This window comes from Stenotrophomonas sp. 112478_Sma (assembly GCF_056479905.1).
On the sequence record NZ_CM151072.1, the window covers coordinates 1,195,434 to 1,214,338 of the forward strand.

General features: G+C 67.8%; 13 protein-coding genes and 1 pseudogene. 9 read left to right on the forward strand and 5 right to left on the reverse strand.

Features of this window, described 5'->3' with window-relative positions; all coding sequences use genetic code 11:
* Nucleotides 1–114: 114 nt before the first annotated feature.
* Both ACZK08_RS05615 and ACZK08_RS05620 read left to right on the forward strand, forming a co-directional pair.
* Nucleotides 115–2,364 (forward strand): TonB-dependent siderophore receptor, encoded by a 2,250-nt coding sequence (locus ACZK08_RS05615; protein WP_065181145.1) that lies wholly within the window; start codon nt 115–117, stop codon nt 2,362–2,364.
* 157 nt (nt 2,365–2,521) lie between these two features.
* The gene (locus tag ACZK08_RS05620) at nt 2,522–3,502 is read left to right on the forward strand and encodes a cation diffusion facilitator family transporter (protein WP_065181146.1); all 981 of its coding nucleotides are present in this window, start codon (nt 2,522–2,524) and stop codon (nt 3,500–3,502) included.
* 7 nt (nt 3,503–3,509) lie between these two features.
* Here ACZK08_RS05620 and nfi read toward each other — a convergent pair whose 3' ends face one another.
* A complete protein-coding gene (gene nfi, locus ACZK08_RS05625; RefSeq protein WP_065174657.1) occupies nt 3,510–4,184 on the reverse strand; it encodes a deoxyribonuclease V in 675 nt (224 codons plus the stop codon).
* A gap of 93 nt (nt 4,185–4,277) precedes the next feature.
* Here nfi and gpmA point away from each other — a divergent pair, with 93 nt between their 5' ends.
* On the forward strand, nt 4,278–5,027 hold the full coding sequence (gpmA, locus tag ACZK08_RS05630) for a 2,3-diphosphoglycerate-dependent phosphoglycerate mutase (RefSeq protein ID WP_014036448.1): 750 nt from the start codon (nt 4,278–4,280) through the stop codon (nt 5,025–5,027).
* Nucleotides 5,028–5,174: 147 nt separating this feature from the next.
* Nucleotides 5,175–7,268 carry a M13 family metallopeptidase gene (locus ACZK08_RS05635; RefSeq protein WP_065181147.1) on the forward strand — a complete coding sequence of 698 codons (2,094 nt, stop codon included), beginning with the start codon at nt 5,175–5,177 and terminating at the stop codon, nt 7,266–7,268.
* Nucleotides 7,269–7,346: 78 nt separating this feature from the next.
* Here ACZK08_RS05635 and ACZK08_RS05640 read toward each other — a convergent pair whose 3' ends face one another.
* The 4 genes from ACZK08_RS05640 to ACZK08_RS05655 form a co-directional block, all read right to left on the reverse strand.
* Nucleotides 7,347–7,958 (reverse strand): HD-GYP domain-containing protein, encoded by a 612-nt coding sequence (locus ACZK08_RS05640; RefSeq protein ID WP_065181148.1) that lies wholly within the window; start codon nt 7,956–7,958, stop codon nt 7,347–7,349.
* Nucleotides 7,959–8,010: 52 nt separating this feature from the next.
* The gene (mfd, locus tag ACZK08_RS05645) at nt 8,011–11,475 is read right to left on the reverse strand and encodes a transcription-repair coupling factor (protein WP_065181149.1); all 3,465 of its coding nucleotides are present in this window, start codon (nt 11,473–11,475) and stop codon (nt 8,011–8,013) included.
* Between the two features lie 125 nt (nt 11,476–11,600).
* Nucleotides 11,601–12,146: a GNAT family N-acetyltransferase gene (locus ACZK08_RS05650; protein WP_053517384.1), complete on the reverse strand. Its 546-nt coding sequence runs from the start codon at nt 12,144–12,146 to the stop codon at nt 11,601–11,603.
* A gap of 95 nt (nt 12,147–12,241) precedes the next feature.
* Nucleotides 12,242–13,099 carry a 23S rRNA (adenine(2030)-N(6))-methyltransferase RlmJ gene (locus ACZK08_RS05655; RefSeq protein WP_053517399.1) on the reverse strand — a complete coding sequence of 286 codons (858 nt, stop codon included), beginning with the start codon at nt 13,097–13,099 and terminating at the stop codon, nt 12,242–12,244.
* Nucleotides 13,100–13,133: 34 nt separating this feature from the next.
* On the opposite strand from ACZK08_RS05655, the gene creB reads away from it, so the two are divergent.
* The 5 genes and pseudogenes from creB (at nt 13,134) to ACZK08_RS05680 (ending at nt 18,837) form a co-directional block, all read left to right on the forward strand.
* Complete coding sequence (creB, locus tag ACZK08_RS05660) at nt 13,134–13,853, forward strand: two-component system response regulator CreB (protein ID WP_081284343.1); 720 nt, start codon at nt 13,134–13,136, stop codon at nt 13,851–13,853.
* A gap of 3 nt (nt 13,854–13,856) precedes the next feature.
* Nucleotides 13,857–15,317 (forward strand): two-component system sensor histidine kinase CreC, encoded by a 1,461-nt coding sequence (gene creC, locus ACZK08_RS05665; RefSeq protein ID WP_065181150.1) that lies wholly within the window; start codon nt 13,857–13,859, stop codon nt 15,315–15,317.
* A gap of 81 nt (nt 15,318–15,398) precedes the next feature.
* A complete protein-coding gene (gene creD / locus ACZK08_RS05670) occupies nt 15,399–16,718 on the forward strand; it encodes a cell envelope integrity protein CreD (protein ID WP_065181151.1) in 1,320 nt (439 codons plus the stop codon).
* Between the two features lie 10 nt (nt 16,719–16,728).
* Nucleotides 16,729–17,140, forward strand: a pseudogene (locus tag ACZK08_RS05675) (hypothetical protein).
* Nucleotides 17,141–17,238: 98 nt separating this feature from the next.
* Nucleotides 17,239–18,837, forward strand: a complete 1,599-nt coding sequence (locus tag ACZK08_RS05680) for a M20/M25/M40 family metallo-hydrolase (protein WP_065181153.1) — start codon at nt 17,239–17,241, stop codon at nt 18,835–18,837.
* The last annotated feature ends 68 nt before the right edge of the window (nt 18,838–18,905 follow it).

Here is an 18,905-nt window from a genome sequence, read left to right on the forward strand (position 1 = left end):
AGAATGCGCGCATGGATCGGCCTGCGGAAGATGTGCGGGGCCGCTCCCACTCCCCCCGTCGTCGCCTCAAGCCCTTTGCCAGAGGTCCCGTTGCCCTGCCAGAAGGTGTTGAAGATGTCTGCCGTCCTTGTTCCGCCGCCGCGCCCGTTGGCGCTTGCCGTTGCTGCCCTGCTTGCGGGCAGTGCCCTGGGTGCCCATGCGCAGACCGACGCGACCGATATCGATACGGTACACGTCACCGCCTCGCAGATCGCGCGTCAGGCCCTGGGTACATCGACCATCACCGCGGAGGACATCGCGCGCCGTCCTCCTGCCAACGACATCGCCGAGCTGCTGCGGACCATGCCCGGTGTCAATCTCACCGGCAACAGTGCGTCTGGCCAGTATGGCAACAACCGCCAGATCGACCTGCGCGGCATGGGGCCGGAGAACACGCTGATCCTGGTGGACGGCAAACGCGTCGGCGCCCGCGACGCCGTGCGCATGGGCCGCAGCGGTGAGCGCAATACCCGTGGCGACACCAACTGGGTGCCGGCGGAGATGATCGAGCGCATCGAAGTGCTGCGCGGTCCGGCAGCGGCGCGTTATGGATCCGGCGCCTCCGGCGGCGTGGTCAACATCATCACCAAGCGCCCGACGGGCGATCTGACCGGAGCGGTCGATCTGTACGGACTGGTACCCGAGCACAGCGCCGAAGGTGGCAGTGAGCGCGTGGGCCTGCAGCTGAGCGGCCCGATGACCGATGCGTTGTCCTTCCGCCTGTATGGCAACCTCAACAGGACCGACGCCGATTCGCTCGAACTCAATCGCGCGTTCGCCACCGCGCCGGGCACCGTACCTCCCGCAGGCCGCGAGGGCGTCAAGAACCGCGATGTCAACGCGCTGCTGCGCTGGGACATCAACGCCGGCCAGGTGGTGGAATTCGAAGCCGGTACCAGCCGCCAGGGCAACATCTATGCGGGCGACCGTGCCGTGAGCAACACCGGTACCTCCACGCCGGTCGATCTGGCGGCGCTGGCCGAGAGCGAGGCAGAGACCAACCGCATGTACCGCACCACCGGGGCGATCACCCATCGTGGCCGCTGGGGTGATGCGACCTCGCGCGTTACTGCTGCGGTGGAAGCGGTCAACAATTCGCGCATCAACGAAGGCCTGGCCGGTGGCCCCGAGGGCAGCTTCAACGGCACCGACTGGTCCACCTCCCGCCTGCGCAATTACCAGCTCGACGGCGAGGTCAGTTTCCCGACCACGATCGGCGCGGCGGAGAATGTCTGGACGCTGGGCTTCGAGCATCTCGACAGCCGCCTGACCGATCCGTATTCGATGAGCCAGTCCGGCAGCAGTGGCGGCGGACTGCCGGGCCTGTCGGCCGATCGCGCGCGCGGCAAGTCCGATGCGCAGACCACGGCGGTCTTCGTCGAAGACAACATCTACCTGGGTGAACGCTGGATCGTGACGCCGGGCCTGCGCTTCGACCACCACAGCCAGTTCGGCAACAACGCCAGCCCCAGCCTCAATGCGCAGTTCCGCATCAATGGCGACTGGGTGGTGAAGGGCGGCATCGCACGCGCGTTCAAGGCTCCCAACCTCTACCAGTCCAATCCGGACTACCTGTACTACACCCGTGGCAACGGCTGTCCCAACGCACTGCCGAGCCTGGGCGCGGGCTGCTACCTGCAGGGCAACGCGGAGCTGGACGCCGAGACCAGCCTGAACAAGGAACTGGGCGTGGAATGGGCTCCGCAGAGTGGCTGGCAGGCCTCGTTGACCTACTTCCACAACGACTACAAGGACAAGATCGAGGCCGGGTATACCCAGGTCGGCCTCACCGCCGATACCCGTGGCCGGATCTTCCGCTGGGAAAATGCACCGAAGGCCATCGTGCAGGGCCTGGAGGGCAACCTGGTGGTGCCGCTGCTGGGCGAGCAGGGCGACCGGCTGAAGTGGAGCAGCAACTTCACCTACATGGTGGAGAACGAGAACAAGAGCACCGGCCAGCCGCTGTCGGTGATACCGCGGTACACGGTCAACACGATGCTGGACTGGCAGGCCACCGAAAAGCTGTCGCTGCTGCTCACCGGCACCTTCTACGGCAGGCAGGAGCCGGCCACCACCAACATCAACAACGATCCTCGCTGCACCGGAAGCTGCGATCCGTCGGTGGTGCTGCAGGATCGGGGGGCATACAACATCTGGGGCGTGAGCGCGCGCTACAGGGTTACCGGGACGGTCAGCTTCGGTTTCGGCGTGAACAACCTGGCCGACAAGCGCCTGTTCCGCGAAGCCAACAGCAGCGACGCCGGTGCGGCGACCTACAACGAACCGGGCCGCGCATACTGGGCCAGCCTGCGTTTCGGCTTCTGAGCGCGCGCGGTGCCTGACAGGCATGGCCCGGTGCAATCGGCGAGCGCCGGGCCACGCCCGGCGCGACCGGCGCCGCACAGCTGCAATGTTATAAACATCGTAATAGTCTCCCCCGCAGCCACGCCGTAGCCTGACCGCATCGCACAGGAGCTGTTGCATGGGCCACGACCACGATCACCTGCCGTCCCAGATCCGCCACGAGAAGCCGTTGTGGTGGGCGTTGGGGCTGACTTCCACCTTCCTTGTCGTCGAAGTCGTCGGCGCGTTCTGGACCAACAGCCTGGCGCTGCTGTCCGATGCGGCCCACATGGCCACCGACGCGCTCGCACTGATGATCGCGCTGATCGCGGTGCGCTTGAGCCGGCGTCCGCCGGACGCGCGCCGCACCTATGGCTATGCGCGGCTGGAAGCCCTTGGCGCGATGATCAATGGCGCGATGCTGTTCGTGGTGGCCGGCTACATCCTGTGGGAAGCGGTCGGCCGCTTCCGCGAACCGCAGGAGATTGCCTCCACCGGCATGCTGGTGATCGCCGCCGCCGGCCTGGTCATCAATCTGATCTCGATGCGCCTGCTGCAGGCCGGCAGCGGTGAAAGCCTCAACGTCAAAGGTGCCTACCTGGAAGTATGGGCCGACATGCTCGGCTCGGTGGCGGTGATCGTCGGCGCGCTGCTGATCCGCTGGACCGGCTGGCAGCCGATCGACCCGATCCTGGCGGTGCTGATCGGCCTGTGGGTGCTGCCACGCACCTATGTGCTGATGCGCGAGGCGATCAACGTGCTGCTGGAAGGCGTGCCCAAGGGCATGGATGTGGCGAAGGTCCGCGACAGCCTGTCCGGCCACGCCGCGGTGCTGGACGTGCATGACCTGCATGTGTGGGCACTGGCCTCGAGCACGCCGGCGCTGACCGCGCATGTCGTGATGCGCGACGGTACCGACGCCGACGTGCTGCGCCGTGAGCTGGGAGGTCGCCTGCACGATGACTTCGGCATCGAGCATGTGACCCTGCAGATTGAAGCGGATCACTGCGGAGAGGCATGCGGAGATCCCGCGCCGCCCAGTGCGGCCGCACCGGATGCGCGGCACGATCACGACCACGGCGAGGACGCGCAGGGCCATCGCGGCCACGTGCACCACTGATCTGCCGCTACGCGTCCCGTCGCGACGCCAGCCGATCCGCCAGGCGGGTCGGCTCCGGCAGGCGATAGCCACGCAGCGTGCGCTGCACCCACTGCAGTGCGGTATCGGCGCTGATGCGGTGCCCGCCAGCGACGAACAGCGGCCTGCAGCGGACCTTGCTGCGCAGCACCCAGCCGAGCTGTTCATCGCCATCGAGCAGGGGCGTATGCGCGCCAGCCTCGTCTGCGGGCTCGACGAAGCGACCGACCAGTTTCGACTTGGCCACGCCGATGCTCGGCAGATCGGTGACGACGCCCAGGTGCGCCGCCACGCCCAGCCGTCGCGGATGGCTGATGCCGTGCCCGTCGACGAAGACCAGGTCCGGCGAACGCGGCAGCAGGGCCAGTGCAGCGAGCAGGGCGGGCAGCTCGCGGAAGCTGAGCAGGCCAGGGATGTAAGGCATCACCGTGGGAATGCGGGCGATCTCCCGGGCCACCGGTTGCAGGGTGGCGGCATCCAGCAGCACGGCTGCGGCGCGGGTGGTGCGGCCGTCGTCCTCGAAGCCGACGTCCAGCCCGGCCAGCCAGCGTACGGTACCCGGCAGCCGGTCGCTGCGCTCCACCCGCGCCGCAAGCCGCAGCTGTTGCTCGCGTGCGGCGGCGACGCTGCCCTGCCAGCGCCCGGGATCGATCACGGTATTCATCGATCACAGCATCGCATTGGCCGCGCCAAGGCACGGTGAGCGGCCCCGGGGCTACAATGGCGGCCTGCCTTTCCTCGCGTTGGAGATCCTGCAGTGACCCGTAAACTCGTACTGTTGCGCCATGGCCAGAGCCAGTGGAACCTGGACAACCGTTTCACCGGCTGGGTCGATGTCGACCTGACGGAGCAGGGGCGCCGGGAAGCGGCCGCCGCTGGCCGCCTGATGCGCGAGGAAGGCCTGCAGTTCGACGTCGCCCACACCTCGGTGTTGAAGCGCGCCATCCACACCCTGCAGGGCGCCCTGGCCGAGCTGGAGCAGGACTGGCTGCCGGTGAACAAATCCTGGCGTCTCAACGAGCGCCATTACGGCGGCCTGCAGGGCCTGGACAAGGCCGAGACCGCTGCAAAGCACGGCGAGGAGCAGGTCAAGGTGTGGCGTCGCTCCTATGACATCCCGCCGCCGCCGATGGATCTGGAAGACCCGGGCCATCCGATCCACGACCGTCGCTACGCCGGGCTGGACCGCAACGCGCTGCCGGGTACCGAATCGCTGGCCACCACCCTCGACCGCGTGCTGCCGTACTGGCACGACGCCATCGCGCCGCAGCTGAAGGACGGCAAGACGGTGCTGGTCACCGCCCACGGCAACTCGCTGCGCGCGCTGTACAAGTACCTCAACAATGTTTCGCGCGAGGAAATCCTCGAGCTGAACATTCCGACCGGCATTCCGCTGCTGTTCGAACTGAACGATGACCTGACCGTGCAGTCGTTCCGCTACCTGGGCGACCCGGAAGCGGCGCGCAAGGCCGCTGAGGCCGTGGCCAACCAAGGCAAGGCCAAGTAGGAATCGGAAGGCCGGCGCACGCCGGCCTTCGCTTTTTGTGGCGCAGAGCAGGGCTCGGCGCCACATGACGAGCGCTCTGTGACCTTTGGCCGGTCCCTGCCGCGGGCGTCCCCGTCTACCCTGTGGAATTACCCGCAGGAGAGCCTCATGAACGTCCGCAACCTGGCCCCGCTGGGCCTGACCATCGCCATCGCCGCCTCCCTGGCTGCGTGTGGCAAGAACGAAACTGCACCGGCGACCAGTGCCGACGCTACGCCGGCCTTCGACCTGTCACAGATCAAGACGCCGCTGATCTCGCTCAACAGCGCCGATCTCGATCCGGCCATCGCGGCCTGCACCGACCTCAATGGCTTCGTCAACAGCAAGTGGCTGAAGGCCAATCCGGTACCGGGCGACCAGACCACCTGGGGCAGCTTCGAAATCCTGCGCGAGCGCTCGCTGGAAGTGCAGCATGCGCTGGTACAGCAGGCTGCCGCCAGCCAGGCCAAGGCCGGTTCGGTGGAAGCCAAGATCGGCGACATCTGGAAGACCGGCAACGACGAAGCGAAGATCGAGGCTGCGGGCCTGGCGCCGCTGCAGCCGCAGCTCGACAAGATCGCCGCGCTGAAGGACACCGCCACCCTCACCCAGTACCTGCGCGACAGCCAGGCCGAGGGCAAGGGCGTGCTGTTCTCGCTGTTCGCCAATGCCGATTACAAGGATTCGGCCAATGTCATCGCCTACGTCGGCCAGGGCGGCCTCGGCCTGCCGGAGAAGGGCTACTACTTCGATGATGCGCAGGCCAGGATCCGCGACGCCTACGTGGCCTACATCGCGCAGGTGCTGACCCTGTCCGGCGTGGACGCCGCGCAGGCCGCCGAGCAGGCCAAGGCCGTGATGGCCTTCGAAACCCGCTTGGCCAAGGCGTCCATGTCGCGCATCGAAATGCGTGACCCGGCCAAGCGCTACAACCCGCTCAGTGCTGCCGACGCCGACAGGCTGACCCCGAATTTCAGCTGGACCGCGCTGTTCGACACCCTGAAGGTGCCGGCCGCGCAGAAGTTCTCGCTGGCCCAGCCGGGCTTCTTCTCCGAGATGGACAAGATGCTGGCCGATGTGCCGGCCAGCACCTGGCAGGCCTACCTGCGCTTCCACACCATCGACGACGCCTCGCCGTACCTGAGCAGCCAGTTCGAGAAGGCCAACTTCGATTTCTATGGCACCACCCTGCGTGGCCAGAAGGAAATGCAGCCGCGCTGGAAGCGCGTGCTGGAGTCGGTCAACGGCGGCATGGGTGAGGCGCTGGGCCAGCTGTACGTCGACGCCGTATTCCCGGCCGAGTCGAAGGTGGCCATGCAGCACTTGGTGGAAAACCTGTCGCAGGCGTTGAAGGTGCGCCTGGAGCAGCTGCCGTGGATGGGCGAGGAAACCAAGAAGAAGGCACTGGAGAAGTGGGCCAGCTTCACCCCGAAGATCGGTTACCCGGACAAGTGGCGTGACTGGGCAGGCCTGCAGACCAACGGCGACAGCTACCTCGGCAACATGCAGGCGGCGCGTGCGTTCAACTACCGCTACATGCTGGACAAGATCGGCAAGCCGGTGGACAGGACCGAGTGGGGCATGACGCCGCAGACCGTCAACGCCTACTACAACGCCACCAAGAACGAGATCGTGTTCCCGGCAGCGATCCTGCAGGCGCCGTTCTTCGACGCCAAGGCCGATCCGGCACTGAACTACGGCGGCATCGGCGCGGTGATCGGCCACGAGATGATGCACGGCTATGACGATTCGGGCAGCCAGTTCGCCGCCAACGGCAACTTCGACAACTGGTGGACCGATGCCGACCGCAAGGCGTTCACCGAACGTACCGACCAGCTGGTCGCGCAGTTCGATGGCTACGAAGCGGTGCCCGGCGTGAATGTGAAGGGCAAGCTGACCTTGGGCGAGAACATCGGCGACCTGGGCGGCCTGACCGTTGCCTATGACGCGCTGCAGATGGCGCTGAAGGAAGATCCGAAGGCGAACGTCGAGGTCGATGGCTACAGCCAGGACCAGCGCTTCTTCATGAACTGGGCCACCGTGTGGCGTCGCAACTTCACCGATGGCGAACTGCGCGTGCGCCTGAACACCGATCCGCACGCGCCGGCCAACTTCCGCGCCAACGGTGCGCCCTCGAACATGCCGTCGTTCGCGGCTGCGTTCCAGTGCAAGGCCGGTGACGCGATGGTGCGTGCCGACGACAAGCGCGTGGTGATCTGGTAACCGATCACACGTGAAGCGTGATGCGAAAGGCCCGGCGCAAGCCGGGCCTTTTGTCTGTTCGCCCGGTGGCGCCGGATCTCAGGCCAGCGCAGGTTCCTGCGCCAGCAGGCGATGGAAGCGCTGCAGCACGTAGGGGTCGATCAGGCCGCCGGCCTGGTCATCGAGGATGCGCAGTGCCGTTCCGTGCGCCATCGCCGCCCGGTACGGACGATCACTGGTCATCGCATCGTAGGCGTCGGCGAGCGTGACAATGCGCGCGCCCAGCGGGATGTGCTCGCCGTGCAGGCCGTCGGGATAGCCGCTGCCGTCGAATGCCTCGTGATGGGCCCGGATCAGCCTGGCCACCGCGGCGGCATCGCTGCGGCCGGTGGTCAGGAAGATGTGCTCGCCACGCACGGGATGCTCACGCATGATCGCGCGCTCCTGTTCGGTGTGCCGGCGAGGGCTCAGCAGCACGTCGTCGGGAATGCCGATCTTGCCGATGTCATGGAATCGCGCGGCCAGCGCGACCCGCGTCCCGGCCTCCTGGTCCAGGTCGCAGTGCACGGCCAGGCGCTGGGCCAGCCGGCCGACCCGGTCACAGTGATGGCGGGTGTAGGCATCGCGCATCTGCAGCGACATGGCCAGGGCATCGATCAGGCAGGCCTGTGCGTGCAGCAGGTCGGGGGCGGGTACGGCGTCAGGCAGCATGGTCGTCCGCCCGCACCGGGTGGGGCCGGTGCGGGGTGGTGGCGGTGGGAAATCAACCCGGGGCGAGGGTCGTCAGCAGGGCGCGGGCCGCATTGAAGCGGTCTTCCGGCAAGGGTAGCGGGTGCTTGATGCGGAGCTTGTCCGGGCCTTCCATCGCATACAGGTTCGGCTGCTTCTGGATCAGCTGGATCACGGCCATCGGGTCGATGTCCGGCTTCGATTCGAACACGATGCGGCCACCGTTCTCGCCCAGGTCCAGCTTGCGGATGCCCAGCGCGTTGGCCCGCAGCTTCAGCTCGGCAACCGCGAACAGGTGCTTGGCCGGGTCCGGCAGCAGGCCGAAGCGATCGATCATCTCGACCTGCAGCTCGCGCAGCGCATCGTTGTCGCGCGCGCTGGAAATGCGCTTGTACAGCGTCAGGCGGGTATGCACGTCCGGCAGGTAGTCTTCCGGAATCAGGGCCGGCACATGCAGCTCGACGTCGGCACCGCGCACTTCCTCGCCGGCATCCAGGTCCGGCAGCTTGCCCTGCTTGATGCTGCGTACCGCGCGCTCCAGGAGCTCGGTATACAGGCTGAAGCCGACTTCGGCCATCTGCCCGCTCTGGTCCTCGCCGAGCAGTTCACCGGCACCGCGGATTTCCAGATCGTGCGTGGCCAGGGTGAAGCCGGCGCCCAGCTCGTCCATGGAGGCGATGGCTTCCAGGCGCTTCTCGGCATCCGGGGTGATCGCACGGCGGTCAGGCGTGATCAGGTAGGCGTAGGCGCGGTGGTGCGAACGCCCCACGCGGCCGCGCAGCTGGTGCAGCTGGGCCAGGCCGAAGCGGTCAGCGCGGTTGATGATGATGGTGTTGGCGTTGGGGATGTCGATGCCCGACTCGATGATCGTGGTCGACAGCAGCACGTTGAAGCGCTGCTTCTGGAAATCCAGCATCACCTTTTCCAGTTCGCGCTCCGGCATCTGGCCATGGGCGATGCCGATGCGCGCTTCCGGCACGAGTTCGGACAGCTCGCGCTGCATGCGGCCGATGCTCTCCACGTCGTTGTGCAGGAAGTACAGCTGGCCACCACGCGCCAGTTCGCGCTGGAAGGCCTCGCGCAGCAGCGCGTTGTCCCATTGCGTGATGAAGGTCTGTACCGCCAGCCGGTTCGGCGGCGGCGTGGCGATGATCGACAGGTCGCGAAGACCGGCCATGGCCATGTTCAGCGTGCGCGGGATCGGCGTGGCGGTCAGGGTCAGCAGGTGCACGTTGGCACGCAACGCCTTCAGCGCCTCCTTCTGGCGTACGCCGAACCGTTGTTCCTCGTCGACGATGACCATGCCCAGATCCTTGAACTTCACGTCCGGCTGCAGCAGGCGGTGGGTGCCCACGATGACATCGATGGTGCCGGCAGCGACCTTCTCCAGTTCGGCCTTGATCTCCTTGGTGCTCTTGAAGCGCGACAGCACTTCCACCTTGAGCGGGTAATCGGCGAAGCGGTCGCGGAAGTTGCGGTAGTGCTGTTCGGCCAGCAGCGTGGTCGGCACCAGCACCGCCACCTGCTTGCCGGCACTGGCAGCGGCGAACGCGGCGCGCACAGCGACCTCGGTCTTGCCGAAGCCCACATCGCCGCAGACCACGCGGTCCATCGGCTGGCTGCTGGCGAGGTCGCGCAGGGTCGCGTCGATGGCGGCCAGCTGGTCGGGTGTCTCCTCGAACGGGAAGCCGGCGGCGAATGGTTCGTACATCGCGCGGTCGACCTGCAGGGCCAGTCCGGCACGTGCCTGCCGGCGCGCCTGGATTTCCAGCAGTTCGGCGGCGACGTCGCGCACCTTCTCGGCGGCCTTGCGCTTGGCCTTGGTCCACTGCTCGCCCCCGAGCGAATGCAGGGGCGCGGTCTCCGCGGATGCGCCGGAGTAGCGGCTGATGAGATGCAGCTGTGCGACCGGCACGTACAGGCGGTCGCCCTTGGCATACTCGATTTCCAGGAACTCGCCCGGCATGCCACCGACGTCCATCGCGATCAGGCCGCGATAACGGCCCACGCCATGATCCTCGTGCACGATCGGCGCGCCTTCGGTCAGCTCGCCCAGGTCACGGATGATCGCTTCCGGTTCGCGGCCGGCGCGGCGCGTGCGGCGGGTACTACCGGCGCGCTCGGGGAACAGCTGGCGTTCGGTCAGGACCGCCAGGCGCGGATCGTCCAGGGCGAAGCCATCTTCCAGCGGCGCCACGGTGATGGCAAAGCGCACATCGCTGGCGAGGAAGGCGGGCAGGTCGGCAACCACCGGCGGCTTCAGTTCGGCCGCCTGCAGCACTTCCAGCAGGGCTTCGCGGCGGCCCGGTGAATCTGCGGCGATCAGTACCCGGCCGGGGTAGTGGCCGAGGAAGGATTTCAGCGCGTCGCCAGCGGGTGCTTCGCGGGCCGCTACCGGCAGCGCCGGCAGGGGCTGGTCGCCCAGCGCATGTGCATCGGCGATGCGCGCATGGTCGGCGGCCCATACTTCGATGCGTGGCGCGTCGTTCAGCCGCTCGCGCAGCTGCTCAGGCGAAAGGTACAGCGCCGAGGGCGGTAGCAGTGGGCGCTCGACATCGTGGCGGCGCTGCTCGTAGCGTTCGCCGGTCTGTGCCCAGAACGCGTCGGCGGCTTCGCCTGCGCCGGCACACACCACCGGCAGGCTGCCGGCAGGCAGGTAGTCGAACAGGCTGGCGGTGCGGTCGAAGAACAGCGGCAGGTAGTACTCGATGCCGGCCGGGGCCAACCCGGACTTGAGGTCCTGGTACAGCGCGCTGCGGCGCGTGTCGACATCGAAGCGTTCACGCAGGGCGGCCAGCACGCGGCCGATGCTGGCCTCATCCATCGGTACTTCGCGGCCGGGCAGCATGTGCACCGACTCGACCCTGTCCAGCGAGCGCTGGCTTTCCGGGTCGAAGGCGCGGATCGAGTCGATGTCCTCGTCCAGCAGCTCCACCCGCAAGGGCTCGTCGGCGCCCATCGGGAACACATCGAGCAGGCCGCCGCGCACGGCGAAGTCACCGGGGTCCATCACCTGCGGCACGTTGCGGTAGCCCGCGCTTTCCAGGCGGCGTTTCTCGGCCTCCAGGTCCAGGCGCTGGCCGACCTTCAGGTCGAAGCTGCCGCCGATCACGTAGCTGCGCGGGGCCAGCTGCTGCAGCAGGGTCTGGACCGGCACCACCACCAGGCCGCGCTTGAGCGAAGGCAGGCGGTGCAGGGCCGCCAGGCGCTGCGAGATGATGTCCGGATGCGGGCTGAAGCGGTCGTAGGGCAGGGTTTCCCAGTCCGGGAAGGCGATCACCGGCAGCGCGGGATCGTTGCCCAGCAGGGTCTGCAGATCGGCTTCGAGCTGGTTGGCGCCGTGGTTGTCACGGGCAACCACCAGCAACGGCGCGTCATGCGCGCGCGCCGCCTGGGCCAGGTACCAGGCCAGGGCGGTCGGTGAAGCGGGGGCGCGCCACCAGGCGCGGAGCTGGCCGGCGCGCGGCAGCGGCGGGGCGGGGTATGAAGTACGCGACATGGACCGCGGATTTTAGCAGAAGCCTCCACCCGCCCCATGATTGCTGCGTGAGCGGGCAGCGCCGGGCCATGCCCGGAGGGCGCAGTGGCTGCAACGGCATCGCCGGGCCGCGCCCGGCGTCACCGTCAGTTGTCCAGTTCCAGCACCATACGCACCAGCCCTTCGGTGCCGTTCGGGTGCGGAACGGGCTTGAAGCCCAGCGAGGCGGCCAGCTGCTTCATCGGCTCGTTCTCGGCCGCCACATCGCCGTACAGGCGATCCAGGTACTTGCCCCGGCCCCACTTCACCAGCTTGCGCATCAGCTGCCGGCCCAGGCCCTGGCCGATGAGGAAGCGGCTGATCAGGATCGCGTACTCGGCTTCGCGGGTACCGGGGATGATCGAGGCCCGGGCGACCGCACCGACCACGGCCTCACCGGCGGGCAGGGACTCGGCCGCGACCAGGGTGATCTCGGTCTTGGGATTCGGATGGGTCAGGCGCTGCGTGGTTTCCGGTGACAGCTCGGTCACCGCCTGCAGGAAACGGTCGCGGATTTCTTCCGGCCCGAACAGGCTGAAGGCCGCTTGCAGCGGCGCGCTGTCTTCCGGGCGGATGGGGCGGATCAGCAGCTCGTGGCCGCTGGGAGCCTTGAAGATCTCATGCCAGGGCGGCATGCGGTTGCGAGTGGCCATACCGGGTGATTCCTTGGTGGTCCATCGATTGTGGCATCACCGGGGCTGTCTTCCGTGAACAAAAGGCTCACGGGCGTACAGCCTCGTGAAGGCCATTATTCAGGTGCCTTGAGCCAATCCAGGCGGGTGCTGGCGCCGGGCTCACCCAGGTGCTGGCGCAGCGCCGGCAGGGCCGGACCGACCGCCCGGTCGAACTGCCAGGGGGCGTTGAGCACCAGCATGCCGCTGCCGTTGAGGCGCAGCGGTGAGTCGTCGGGGCGTACCAGGAACTCGATGGTCACTGCCGACTTGACCGGCAAGGCAGTGGCCTTGCGCAGGAAATGCAGGATCGTGCGGCGCTGCTTGATCGGGAACCACACCGCGCAGGTGGCCTGCGGCCAGCGCGCCAGCGTCTCGGCCAGCGCTGCCAGGATGCGCTGGTACTCGGCGTCCTGGGCCTCGTAGGGCGGGTCGATCAGCACCAGGCCGCGGCCGATCTTGCTGCCGTTGACCTTCGGCGGCAGCAGCGAGCGCAGCAGTGCATAGCCGTCGCCCGGGTGCACGCCGACCCGGCTGTCATGGGCGAACAGGGCCTTGAGCGTGCCTGCTTCGTCTTCCTGCAGCTCGCATACCGCCATCCGGTCCTGCGCACGCATGGCCTGGGCGGTGAGCAGGGGCGAGCCGGGGTAGTTGGTCAGCGCGCCGACCGGATTGTCGGCCTGCACGGCCTTCAGGTAGCGCTCGACCACGTCCGGCAGCTTCGGCTGCGCCATCAGGCGCATGACCCCGGATTCGGCCTCCAGCGTCTTGCGGCTCTCTTCGCTGGCCAGCAGATAGCGGCCAGCGCCGCCGTGGGTGTCCAGCACGAAGAACGGGCTGTCCTTGCGCTTGAAGCTGTCGATCAGGGCCAGCTGCACGATGTGCTTGAGGACATCGGCATGGTTGCCGGCGTGGAAGGCATGGCGGTAATTCATGGGGGCAGTGTACGGGGCGGCGGCCGCAGCGGCTATGCTGCGCGCCATGACAGCTACCGTTGCCCATGTCCTGGTGGTCGAGGACGAAGCCGCCATCGCCGAAACCGTGCTCTACGCGCTGCGCAGCGAGGGCTACCTGGCCAGTCACTGCCTGCTCGGCAGCGATGCCCTGCAACGGCTGCGGGACGGTGGTATCGATGTGGTGGTGCTGGATGTAGGCCTGCCGGACCTGAGCGGCTTCGAGGTCTGCCGTCGGCTGCGTGCGCTGCCCGGGCCGCAGGCGCAGCTGCCGGTGATCTTCCTGACCGCCCGCAACGACGAGCTGGACCGGGTGCTGGGCCTGGAGCTGGGCGCCGACGACTACATGGCCAAGCCGTTCTCGCCGCGCGAGCTGGTGGCGCGGGTGCGCGCGCGGGTGCGGCGGGCGGCGCTTGCTGCCAGCGACACCGATGCGGGCTGGCAGACGCATGGCGCCTTCGCCATCGACCGCGAGGGCCGGCGTGTCCGCTTCCACGGCCAGGCGCTGGACCTGACCCGCTACGAGTACGCACTGCTGGAAGCCCTGCTGCAACGCCCCGGGGCCATCCTCAGCCGCGCCCAGCTGATGGACCGCGGCTGGGACAGCAGTGCCGACAGCGCCGACCGCACGGTCGATACGCACGTCAAGACCCTGCGTGCCAAGCTGCGCGCGGCCGGCGCCAGCACCGACCCGATCCGGACCCACCGTGGCCTGGGCTACGCCCTGGAGGTGTGAGCGATGCGTCTGGTGATGAAGCTGTTCCTGGGCTTCTTCCTGATCGTGGGCATCGCCGCGTTCTTCGTCATGCGCGTGTTCGTCAACGAAGTGAAGCCGGGCGTGCGCCAGGCGATGGAATCGACCCTGGTCGATGCAGCCAACGTGCTGGCCGAGATGGCGGCGGCGGACGTCAAGGCAGGCACCATCAACAGCGGGACTTTCACCCGCAACCTGGCCAAGGCGCGGCAGCGTGACCTGAAAGCGATGGTGTGGCGCTTTCCCAAGCGCGCCCTCGATTACCGGGTGACGATCACCGATGCGAAAGGCATCGTGATCTACGATTCGCTGGGCCGCGACGTCGGTCGTGACAACTCGCGCTGGAACGATGTCTACCGCACCCTGCGCGGCGAGTACGGCGCCCGCTCCAGCCCGGAGACGCCGGGCGAGGAGGGCAACACCGTGATGCATGTGGCCGCGCCGGTGTACGACCCGGGCGATGGCCGCACTCTCATCGGCGTGCTCACCCTGGCCCAGCCCAACCGCAGCATCGATCCGTTCATTGCGGCCAGCCAGCGCGCCATCATCGAACGCGGCGCATGGCTGATAGGACTCTCGGCGCTGGTCGGGGTGCTGGTGACGATGTGGTTGACCACCGGCCTGGGCCAGCTCAGCCGCTATGCGCGCGCGGTCACCGCCGGTGAGCCGGTGCCGCCGCCACGCCGCCGCCGCGATGAGATCGGTGATCTCGGCCAGGCGCTGGAGACCATGCGGCGCAAACTCGAAGGCAAGGCCTACGTCGAGCAGTATGTGCAGTCGCTGACGCACGAAATGAAGAGTCCACTGGCCGCGATACGCGGTGCCGCCGAGCTGCTGCAGGAACCGATGGCCGATGCCGACCGTGCCCACTTCGCGCGCAGCATCCTCGAGCAGCAGGAGCGGTTGACCGAAACCATCGACAAGCTGCTGGCGCTGGCCGAAGTGGAGCAGCATGGCTGGCTGCAGACGCGTGCGCCGATCGCACTGCCGGAGCTGCTGCAGCAGACCGTCGCAGCCGCGCAGGTGCACGTGCAGGCGGCCGGCGTCGAGGTACGCACTGATGCCGTGGCGGATCTGAGCATTCAGGGTGATGCCTATCTGCTGCGGCAGGCGCTGAACAACCTGGTCGACAACGCGGTTGCCTTCTCTCCATCGGGGACGCAGGTGGTGCTGCAGGCACAGGTTGAGGACGGCGGCGTGCGCCTGCAGGTGGCCGACCGGGGGGCCGGCATTCCCGACTATGCCCGTGACCGCGTGTTCGAGCGCTTCTACTCGTTGGCCCGTCCCGGCAGTGGCCGCCGCAGCTCCGGCCTCGGGCTGCCGTTCGTGCAGGAAGTAGCGCGCCTGCACGATGGCCGTGTCCAGCTGCAGGCCCGCGACGGCGGCGGGACCGTGGCCAGCCTGTGGTTGCCGCTGGGCATGCCCGGCCCGCGCACGCGGCGCTGACTTCACATCCGCTTCAAATTCGCCACAAACCCCGCTCACCGTCACGGTCCATGCTGCAGCCCTCTCCAACGAGGATGGACCATGAAATCCCTGAAGATGCTGCTGCGGTTCGCCATTGTCGGCGGGCTGATCCTGCTGCTGCTGATTCCGCTGATGATGATCCGCAGCGTGATCAACGAGCGCAGTCAATACCGGGACGAAGCCTTCGCGCGGGTCGCTGACAGCCGCGCCGGCGCGCAGCAGCTGGTGGGGCCGGTGCGGGTGGTGCCGTGGGTGGAGCGCCAGCAGGTGGAAGTCGTCGACGCCAAGGGCAACAAGAAGACCGAGGTGCAGGTCAGCGAAGGGCACTGGCTGCAGATGCCGGCCTCGCTCGACGTTGGCGGCGAGATGCTGCCCAGCCAGCGTGAGGTCGGGCTGTTCAAGGTGCCGGTGTACAGCTGGAACGGCCAGTTGAAGGCCTCTTTCGCGGCTGACGACTATCCGGTCAAGCCAGGCCGCACCTATGGCCAGCCCTATGTGGCGCTGGGGGTGTCCGATGCGCGTGGTCTGGTCGGCACGCCCAACCTGCGCGTGGATGGCCGCCAGGTACGCCTGCTGCCGGGCGTCGGCGCCGCTGCGGAACTGGGGCGTGGCCTGCATGCGCCCGTGGCGGGTTTTGCCGCGGTGCAGGGCGGGCTGCTGGCAGCGAGCACGGTGGAGCTGGAACTGCGGCTGGACGGCAGCCGCATGCTGTCGGTCGTGCCGGTAGGCGATGACAACCGCATCGCACTGCGGTCGCGCTGGCCGCATCCGTCCTTCGCCGGCGCCTTCCTGCCGAACGAACGCCGCGTCGATGCGCAGGGCTTCGACGCACGCTGGGCGGTGTCCTCGCTGGCCTCCGATGCCCAGCGCCAGCTGCGCGGCGATGGCGAGGTGGCGTCGCAGGCGGTCAGCGTGTCGCTGGTCGATCCGGTCGACGCCTACACACAGGCGGATCGCGCCTCCAAGTACGGCGTGCTGTTCGTGCTGCTCACCTTCGTCGGCTTCATTCTGTTCGAGCTGATCAAATCGCTGCGCATCCACCCGCTGCAGTACCTGATGGTGGGCCTGGCACTGGCGATCTTCTTCCTGCTGCTGATCAGCCTGTCCGAGCACATCGCCTTCTGGAAGGCGTATCTGGTCTCGGCGGCGGCCTGCATCGGCCTGCAGGCGGTGTACCTGGCCAACGTGCTCGGTCACTGGAAGCGCGGTCTGGGCTTCGCCGCGCTGCTGACCGTGCTGTATGGCGCGCTTTACGGGCTGCTGGTCTCGGAGAACAACGCGCTGCTGATGGGCTCGCTGCTGCTGTTCGTGATTCTGGCGCTGGCGATGTGGGTGACCCGCCGCGTGGACTGGTATGCGCTGGGCGCGGAAGCAAAGTGAGGAGATCGCGATGGGATGGCGCCAGGGATTGCGGCTGAGAGCCCAGCAGGGCATTCCGGCTCTGCTCGAAGTGGATGCACTGCTGCAGGCGCATGGCGTGCTGGCGGCCCTGCCGGGGGCGCGGATCGCCCCCCGGCCTGGTCCGCTTCCAGCTGGCGGCGGCCACCTGCGAAGGAGTGCTGGGGCAGGGGCTGGAGTGGCTGGACGGTGCACGGCAGGGACGTGGAGTGCTGGGTGGAAAGGTGCCGCGCTACCGGCCCTGGAAGGCCGGGCCGGGGGCATTGGCCGAGATCGGCATCGCCGGCCTGCCCGGCGACTGGCCTGCGCATGCTGCGGTTTACGGCTGCAGCAGCATCGACCGGCGGCACTGGTTGCTGCTGCTGCCCATGCGCGCCCAGCTGTGGCTGGGCTGGAGCGGATGAGGCGCCTGCACCGCCCATGACCGATGGGACGGGGGTCGGGCGCCCCCGCTGGCTAGACTCGAGGGGTTGATGATCGAGCCGAAGGGCAGGGGTGGGATGTGCTGAAGTGGGGTGTGCTGGCGGTTGCGCTGGCGATGAGCGGCAATGCGATGGCGCAGCAGCGCGAGCCGGTGGACCTGGACATGGTCAGCCGCATCCGCCAGGAGGCGTTCCATCGCTCGCAGGTGATGGACACCTTCAGCTATCTCACCGAGCGCATCGGGCCGCGCCTGACCAACTCCCCGGCGATGGGGCGCGCAAACGCGTGGACCCGCAGCAAGTTCACCGAATGGAAGCTGGACAATGTCCACGACGAAGCGTTCGATGACTTCGGCCGTGGCTGGGAGTTCACCTCGGCCAGCGTGGAGATGCTCGGTGACCGCGTGATGCCGCTGCACGCACTGCCCAAGGCCTGGACGCCGGGCACCGGAGGACCGGTCGAGGGCGAGCTGGTACAGGTGGACATCAAGAAGCCGGAAGACATCGAGAAGTACCGCGGCAAGCTGCGCGGGAAGATCCTGCTGCTCGGCGAGGCGCGCGAGTACAAGCGGGGTACCGAGCCGGACTCGCATCGTCACGACGCCACCTCGCTGGAGGGACTGCAGGAGTTCACCCTGCCCAAGGACAAGGACGCCACCGCCGAGCGCGCCAAGCGGGTGAAGGAGTACCAGGAGCGGCAGGCGCTTGCGGCCAAGGTCAACACCTTCTTCGTCGAGGAAGGCGCACTGGCCTCGATCAGCATCAGCAGCTGGGACAACGGGATCATCCGCGTGGCCGGTGGCGGCTCGCGCAAGGCCGGGGAATCGGTCGGCATTCCGGAGCTGGCGATGATCGCCGAGCACTTCAATCCGCTGGTGCGTGCACTGGAGGCCAAGCAGCCCGTGCGCCTGCGGGTGGACGTGAGCGCGCGTTTCACCGACGACAGCGATCAGCCCGGCTACAACACGCTGGCGGAGATCCGGGGCAGCAGCAGGCCGGATGAGGTGGTGATGATCGGCGCGCACCTCGATTCCTGGCACAGCGGCACCGGCGCGGCCGACAACGCGGCCGGCGTGGCGGTGATGATGGAAGCCATGCGCATCCTCAAGGCCACCGGTGCCAAGCCCCGGCGCACCATCCGGGTGGCGCTGTGGAGCGGCGAGGAGCAGGGCCTGATCGGCTCGCAGGCCTACGTCGCCAAGCACTTCGGCCAGTTCCCGGAACCGGTGGACGCTGCGCAGAAGGCGTTGCCGGCCTCGCTGCGCGACCCCACCGGACCGCTGCGCAAGACCCGCGACTACAGCAAGTTCCAGGTCTACTTCAACATGGACAACGGCTCCGGCCGCTTCCGTGGCATCTACGCGCAGGAGAACCTGGCGGCGATGCCGATCTTCGAGGCCTGGCTCGCCCCGTTCCATGATGTCGGCGCCACCACGGTGGCGACCCGCAACACCGGCAGCACCGACCACATCAGCTTCGATCGCATCGGCCTGCCCGGCTTCCAGTTCATCCAGGACCGGCTGGATTACTTCACCAATGTCCACCACAGCCATCTGGACACCTGGGACCACGCCGAGCCCGAAGATCTCAAGCAGGCAGCGGCCATCGTGGCCTCCTTTGCCTACAACGCGGCGATGCGAGAGCAGTCGTTCCCGCGCAAGGCCGAGCCGCAGCCGTGACGTGAGCCGGAGGGGCGGACTCCGTCCGTCCCTCCGTGCCGGCGCGGGGCTGGTGGTAAAATCGGGGA

Coding starts and splice junctions, on each gene's coding strand:
- ACZK08_RS05635 (WP_065181147.1), top strand. CDS start 5,175: ATGAACGTCCGCAACCTGGCCCCGCTGGGCCTGACCATCGCCATCGCC.
- creD (WP_065181151.1), top strand. CDS start 15,399: ATGAAATCCCTGAAGATGCTGCTGCGGTTCGCCATTGTCGGCGGGCTG.
- ACZK08_RS05615 (WP_065181145.1), top strand. CDS start 115: ATGTCTGCCGTCCTTGTTCCGCCGCCGCGCCCGTTGGCGCTTGCCGTT.
- nfi (WP_065174657.1), bottom strand. CDS start 4,184: ATGAATACCGTGATCGATCCCGGGCGCTGGCAGGGCAGCGTCGCCGCC.
- ACZK08_RS05620 (WP_065181146.1), top strand. CDS start 2,522: ATGGGCCACGACCACGATCACCTGCCGTCCCAGATCCGCCACGAGAAG.
- ACZK08_RS05650 (WP_053517384.1), bottom strand. CDS start 12,146: ATGGCCACTCGCAACCGCATGCCGCCCTGGCATGAGATCTTCAAGGCT.
- creB (WP_081284343.1), top strand. CDS start 13,134: ATGCTGCGCGCCATGACAGCTACCGTTGCCCATGTCCTGGTGGTCGAG.
- ACZK08_RS05640 (WP_065181148.1), bottom strand. CDS start 7,958: ATGCTGCCTGACGCCGTACCCGCCCCCGACCTGCTGCACGCACAGGCC.
- ACZK08_RS05655 (WP_053517399.1), bottom strand. CDS start 13,099: ATGAATTACCGCCATGCCTTCCACGCCGGCAACCATGCCGATGTCCTC.
- creC (WP_065181150.1), top strand. CDS start 13,857: ATGCGTCTGGTGATGAAGCTGTTCCTGGGCTTCTTCCTGATCGTGGGC.
- mfd (WP_065181149.1), bottom strand. CDS start 11,475: ATGTCGCGTACTTCATACCCCGCCCCGCCGCTGCCGCGCGCCGGCCAG.